At 38.5% G+C, this 6,555-nt stretch carries 5 protein-coding genes; 3 read left to right on the forward strand and 2 right to left on the reverse strand.

Translation table 11 applies throughout. The annotated features are described in order from the left end of the window. The first annotated feature begins 478 nt into the window (after window positions 1-478). From JCM15548_RS19660 to JCM15548_RS19670, 3 genes are all read left to right on the forward strand, one after another. Window positions 479-931, forward strand: coding sequence for a hypothetical protein (locus tag JCM15548_RS19660; protein ID WP_062128832.1), 453 nt, complete (start codon window positions 479-481; stop codon window positions 929-931). A 51-nt stretch (window positions 932-982) separates the two neighbouring features. Beyond that, window positions 983-1,687, forward strand: coding sequence for a DUF6088 family protein (locus JCM15548_RS19665; RefSeq protein WP_227626058.1), 705 nt, complete (start codon window positions 983-985; stop codon window positions 1,685-1,687). 297 nt (window positions 1,688-1,984) lie between these two features. Beyond that, window positions 1,985-2,566 carry a hypothetical protein gene (locus tag JCM15548_RS19670; RefSeq protein WP_062128836.1) on the forward strand — a complete coding sequence of 194 codons (582 nt, stop codon included), beginning with the start codon at window positions 1,985-1,987 and terminating at the stop codon, window positions 2,564-2,566. Window positions 2,567-2,573: 7 nt separating this feature from the next. Here JCM15548_RS19670 and JCM15548_RS19675 read toward each other — a convergent pair whose 3' ends face one another. Further along, a complete protein-coding gene (locus tag JCM15548_RS19675) occupies window positions 2,574-2,774 on the reverse strand; it encodes a hypothetical protein (RefSeq protein WP_062128838.1) in 201 nt (66 codons plus the stop codon). Window positions 2,775-3,287: 513 nt separating this feature from the next. Continuing rightward, window positions 3,288-6,392, reverse strand: coding sequence for a type I restriction endonuclease subunit R (locus tag JCM15548_RS19680; protein ID WP_062128840.1), 3,105 nt, complete (start codon window positions 6,390-6,392; stop codon window positions 3,288-3,290). Window positions 6,393-6,555: the final 163 nt, after the last annotated feature.

Consider the following 6,555-nt stretch of genomic DNA (forward strand, 5'->3'; position numbering starts at 1 on the left):
CCCGCCTTGCGGGACAGGCTCTTCAGATTCCACCTCGCGATGGACACCCTTGTTCTTAGCTAATGGTTGGCGATTATGGACCCCCATAGTGGACTTGCACCACCAAGTTATTTACCATGCACGGCACACAAGCAAAAGCGAGACCACTAAAAATAGAGATCCCGCTTTCTTACCCTAACCCTTCTTTAAAGATAAGCTATTCCTTCCATCCTATCAAAATAAAAAAGATAAAAACAAATGCAACCCCTGTGGTAAATACACTGTAACAAAGCATATTCACTTATATGCCCACATACCAAAACAAGTAAAAAATAAAAGCTTGCCTGTTTGATCACATCCTATGGTTGGCTTTTGACGGATTAAACCAGTTCTAAACCAAAAAGCCAAAGAAGATATCTTTTTTGGTTATATTCGAAAACAAAACTCATGCATCAAACACCCTAATTATAATTGAGATAGACATTTAAAAAACACAAAAATGAAGAGATTTAAACTTGCTTTTTATTTCTTGGTTTTCACGAATACCGTATTTGGCCAGCAATGGCTTTGGTCAACAGATCGAGACGCTAACATAAGACATGTGCCACTTGACAGTGTGGTAAGCGAAGTGCTTAACATTTATGAAATGTATGATTATTATATTGATGGTGCCGGTTTTAACAAACAAAACTTTTTTGAGCTTCTTGAAAGTACAATAAATGACTCCGACAGTTTGGAGGATTTCAAAAAGCTGATTGATGAAACTGAGAACCTAAAAGTCACTGCATTCAGAGCCAATTTAGGGGAAGGATCGGCTGTTTTGATTGTGATTATTAGTAAAGACCATATTAATATGATTGCATTCTCGAATATTTATGACCCAAGTTCCATACAAACTGGTCCCTTCAGAAAGGACAAATTCGAACGATGGTTTAAGTCCCTCTTGAATTAGTGCATGAGTGGATCAACATGAAGGATGTCATTAACAATACCCTCATCGAACTTGAGTTTTGACAGACGGATACCTTACTCAAAGAACTTAGGTCAGAACATTCCTTTTTTCACAAAAATATGCCAAATTTGTGAAATTACAGTAACCAAAAACACAATGCAAAGTGTTGAAATAAAGATAGAAAAGGCAATCAAATCACGACCTGAAGGTTTTTTATTATTTTCTGAAGACTTTTCAGAAAAAGGTTCGTCAGCCTCTATTCGGAAAGCGCTACAGTCCCTGAAGGAAAAAGGTCTCATTAAGGCCGTGGCTCAGGGGATTTTCGTACGCCCCAAATCAAACCCCTACATAGGTGAAGTAATGCCTTCTGCCGAGGAGGTAGCCCAAGCCATTGCAAAAAGAGATAAAATACGGCTGGTACCTACAGGTTCTTACGCTCTGAATGCATTGGGATTAAGCACACAAATACCATTAAAATTGGTCTTTCTAACAGATGGAGCCGCACGCACCATTAAAGTGGGAAAAAGAACCATAAAGCTCAAAAAAACAACCCCCAAAAACCTAATAGCAAAGGGGGAAATTAGTGCATTGGTCATTCAGACTCTGCGCGAAATTGGCAAGGACAAGGTAACCCCGACTGAATTGTCACAAATTAATAAGCTCTTAAAAAAAGAAGATCCAAAACTTCTAAGGCATGACATAAAACTGGCCCCTGAGTGGATCAGGCAAATCCTTAAACGAGCAATTGATGAGTAGTTTTTATAGATTCTACCTCAATGTTCGGAGCAGCTTCTCCCGGTTTTGACGAAATTCTGGAACATATCAACGCCTTTAAACTGAATCTAAACAGTTTAGATTGGCATATTGAAGAATAAATTTTAAATAATCTATTTGGTTTAAATACAATTTCTATCTATTTTCGTATTGGGTTAGGGTTAAGGTTAAAAAATGGGCTGTCAGAACGCTGGCAGCCCATCCCTTTTTTTAAGCGGAGCTCTCGCTAATATTGGCAGAAAAAATTCGTCGAAGGTCTCACCGGAACAATGAACAACTATGAATTTTGAAAATTTGACCTTTGAAAAGCTTAGTTCTGATGCGGAGCGGTTTCATATTGTTGGAAACAACTCATACCTTGAAACCTACCCTGAGTTTCTGAAGTATTTTGAATCCATTGACCGTATTGAAAAGCACCACCTAATAATCTCCAGTCATTTTGTATATGGCTGGATGCCAACCATAATTCATATCAACACGAAAGAAATTAACAAGGTGCTTACCTTGCTCAACGCGGTAAAAGCAGGGCATATATTGGGGTTAGAGGAATTAGAAATCCTAAAATACTGCATTAACAAATCAATGGTTGGCCTTTCAAAGCTATTACACTTCATTAACCCGGAAGATTATGCTATTTGGGATAGCCGAATTTACCGGTACATAACGGGAAAGAAATCCCAATATGGCATTGACAAGGCTGAAAACTACAGTAAATATCTGAGTGAGATTAGGGAAATTTCAAAACACCAGGGCTATCCAGATTTGCATCTTATAATTGAAAGGCATTTTGGCTATCCATTGACATCAATGAGAGCCATTGAGATTTTGATCTTTGAAACTGAAAGGATGAGAAAAGGATGAAGCTGATTCAAACACCCAGTCTTTTGTAATTTTGATTCTGACACATCACGAGTTTCTTGTAGATAAGGCTCACCAAACCACCCCGCATGTTACCCCGCATGTTACCCCGCATGTTATAAAGGATAATATCAGAACGGCGGGTGTTCAGGGCGGAAGTTTCCGGAATGGGTGTCCGAATGTTTCCATTTCCTGGAATTTCACGTCCCAAGATTGGGCTTAATTAAGCATTCAAATGAAAACTTGTATAAATATCGTCTATCCTCGTCTAAGACCAAGCCCAGAAACACTAAATAAATCAGACACTTAACAACAAGCCAAAGTATCCATTACGTCTAGTTAACATTCTTTAACGCACAGTTTAGACCATAAACTGAAGATGTTGTACCATCACAATCCATTTTTCAGGACTTCTTTTACTTCCATTGCGATTTCACTTCATCTTTTAGGTCAGCTTATTCGGCGTTACCATATATTCATTGCAATCCGTAGCAGTTGTAAAGAAATTCTTTACAACTGAATTTGACTCTAACTCATTATCTTTCAATGGTGAATATATATACTGTCCAATATTTTGCTTTGAGGTGCCAAAAAGTTCAGCCAACTGATTTTGGTTCATCCAAACAGTGCCATCTTTGGCATGGTCACTCCGAAATAGGCAGAAATCATCAAAATTTATAACTGGCTTGTGCGGTTTTTAATTGTGCGTGGAAAATGAGTTGGCTTAAATTCTCAGCATCCTTTTAATTGTGTCCTGCATTGCTATTTTGAATCCTTCGTCTTGTGAAACTAAGCGGTAAAGATCCAACTCATTTTTGCGTTGTTTACCCATAACGTCATCGAAGATTTTACTGAAAGCAATGTCTCTGTTTTGAACATCAGAATTGTCGGCATACTTTTCTTTGAAATCGTTATGCTCTTTCATTTTCTGAGCAAGGTTTACAAATTTTGCTCGTTGCTCGTCAGGTGTGGCTTCCCAGCCTTGAAACCAGCGTTCATTGAAACTTTTGATAATTAAATCCAGCTCATCCTTATCCGAATCGCCACCATGAGCACCTCTTGGATTTGGGTTTTGTGGGTCAACTTCTGTTTCTGTCGCATCAAGTCCAATGCTCGTGTTTAATTTGACCCTTTCCAGTCCGTAGGTTGAAAGGTCAACTGAATTTAACAATCCATCCAAGGCATCTTTTTCAGCATCAACAATGATCAGTTTGGGTATCAGGAATTTCAGAAACCAAAACAACTTCTCCCAGGCTACCACTTCATACGGCATGATGAAAGCCATCTGCCCGTAAATTTTAACAAAATGCTTGGCTTTAATTTTGTAATCTGCTTTTGACTTGTCATCCAACTCTAATGCTGCATTAAATCTTTCGGCAGCAATGTCAATAATTGGACTTATCTCTTGAGCATTCACTCCTTTAAAATATTTCTCCACAAAATCTTCCACTTCGCTCCATTCATAAACTCCGACATCATCTAAATTCGATTTTAAATCGTGCAATACATTAATGTCAGTGGCTTTGCTTAATGAAGTAGCGGTATAAAATGGATCGAAAGATTTTTTAATGTCTTCTGTGGTATTGTAAAAATCGAGAATGAATAAGTCTTCGGTCTTCTTGCCCAATTTATCCGATGAACGATTTAATCGGGATAAAGCCTGAACTGCTATTACTCCTTGCAGTTTCTTATCAACATACATGGCAGTCAATTTAGGTTGGTCATAACCAGTAAGATATTTATTGGCCACTACCAATATTCGGTATTCATCCATGTCAACATAACGCGCAATTTTGTCGCTGATATAGCCGGGATCTGCTGGCTTGGCAGTATCTAAATTGGCTGGAAAATCATTAATGCTGTCTTCAGTGTATTCTATGCCTTTAATTTTTTTCATTCCTGAAAAAGCAATGGCAACTCTAAACGGGTTACCTCTTTCTTCAACTAATGTTTTTAATGCAAAATAGTAATTGATAGCAGATTCGATACTTTGTGTGGCAACAATTGCTTTGGCTTTGCCTTTTAACTTTTTGGTATTTACCAATTTTGTTACAAAGTGCTCCAGTATGATATCTGCCTTGGTTGCAATGGTTTGTTTGTTTTGCTCTACATAGGTTCTAAGTTTCTTTTGAGCCTTTACCGTATCAAACAAAGGATTTTCTTGAATCGACTTTTCTATTTCGTAATAACTTTTGTAGGTTGTGTAGTTTGCCAGTACATCTAAAATAAAACCTTCCTCAATGGCTTGTTTCATGGAATACAAATGGAATGGCTTGTGTTTACCATCTGCTTGCTTTACGCCAAAACGTTCGAGCGTATTGTTTTTTGGTGTAGCCGTGAACGCCAAATACGAGGCGTTGCCTCGCATTTTACGTGAGCGCATGGCTTCTAATATTCTGTCTTGTGGGTCTTTTTCGTCGTCTTCTTCATTTGCTTCGGAAGTATTGCCCATGGCTTGGTTCATTTTTCCTGCGGCAGTTCCACTTTGGCTACTGTGGGCTTCGTCAATAATTACGGCAAAGCGTTTGTCACTTAAATCGGCAATACCATCAACAATAAAAGGGAATTTTTGAATGGTGGTGATAATAATTTTTTTGCCTGTTTCCAAGGCCGATTTTAAATCGGCCGATGAATAGGCTGGAGCCACAATATTTTTCACTTCCGAAAATTCTTTGATGTTTTCACGCAGTTGTTTGTCTAATAACCTTCTATCGGTTACCACAATCACAGAATCGAACAAAGGATTTGAAATGCCTTTGCTACCGGGTATTGCATCACTTTCAGGATAAGTTTCAATGAGTTGATAAGCGGCCCAGGTAATAGAATTAGATTTACCCGAACCAGCAGAATGTTGAATTAAATAGGTTTGATTAACACCTTTTTTGCTAGCATGGGCAATAATTTTACGCACCACATCTAATTGATGATAACGAGGAAAAAATAAAGTCTTTTTATTCAGCGGCTCAGTATCCTTTCCATCAAAGCGAACAAAGTGTTGAATGATATTGGCAACACTATTCCGGTTGAGTATTTCATCCCACAAATATGATGTTTTATGCCCAAACGGATTGGGTGGATTGCCTTTTCCAAATATTGGCTCACGCTGACCTAAATTGAACGGTAAAAAATAAGTGCTGGCGCCATTTAGCCTGGTAGTCATATAAACCTCATCGGTATCTACAGCAAAGTGAACGATGCAACGACCAAAGTTTAATAAAGGTTGGTTTATATCTCTTTTCGCTTTGTACTGGTTTTGCCCATGGACTTTTGCATTTTGTCCTGTCCAATGGTTCTTTAATTCCATGGTGGCAAAGGGCAAGCCGTTTATAAAAAGCACCATGTCTATTTCTTCACCAGTATTGGTTAATGAATAACGAAGCTGGCGTGTAGAACTGAACTGATTGCTTTCAAAATTCACTTTCACCGTTTTGCTGCTGCTGGCTAATGGCAATGGATAGAGTAAAGTAAAGTGTGCATCATCCACATCTAAACCTTTGCGAAACAAACGGAGGATGCCATATTTCTTGATCATCCGATCCAGGCGTTCAAGTATCTTTAGTTTCCAGTCTCTTTGCTTTTGCAGCTTGGCTAGTTCATCCTTTTGAGTGCTTTGCAAAAAATTCCAGAACCGTAATTCGTCTATGGCATACCTCGCATTAAAATCTTCGGGCGCACCAATGAAATAGCCATTGCCCGCACGATACAATTCTGCCCGTTCATTTGCAATGTTTAATGAAACATGTTGTTCCCTAAGCTCTTCCAAGCAAGTGCCTGTAAGGTGCTTTTCTATTGTTGATTCGAGTGCGGCTTCGTTGGTTTTACTTTGCATTTGTTAAAAATTTAAGAGTAATTCTTTCATTCGTACTCCTTCTTCCCTAATTTGTTTTTCTTCCCAAACCAGGCAATTCATCATTTCATTTTGTTTCAAGCTGTCCGCACGCACTTTTACATAGTAATCTTTTTTGGCTTCCGGCATGTGATTGCTCAATTTA

Origin of the sequence: Geofilum rubicundum JCM 15548 (assembly GCF_000974365.1) — a bacterium.
Lineage (GTDB): Bacteria > Bacteroidota > Bacteroidia > Bacteroidales > Marinilabiliaceae > Geofilum > Geofilum rubicundum.

Bases quoted from the DNA above. Each gene is read 5' to 3' on its own strand.
- JCM15548_RS19660 (WP_062128832.1), top strand. From the start codon at position 479: ATGAAGAGATTTAAACTTGCTTTTTATTTCTTGGTTTTCACGAATACC.
- JCM15548_RS19670 (WP_062128836.1), top strand. From the start codon at position 1,985: ATGAATTTTGAAAATTTGACCTTTGAAAAGCTTAGTTCTGATGCGGAG.
- JCM15548_RS19680 (WP_062128840.1), bottom strand. From the start codon at position 6,392: ATGCAAAGTAAAACCAACGAAGCCGCACTCGAATCAACAATAGAAAAG.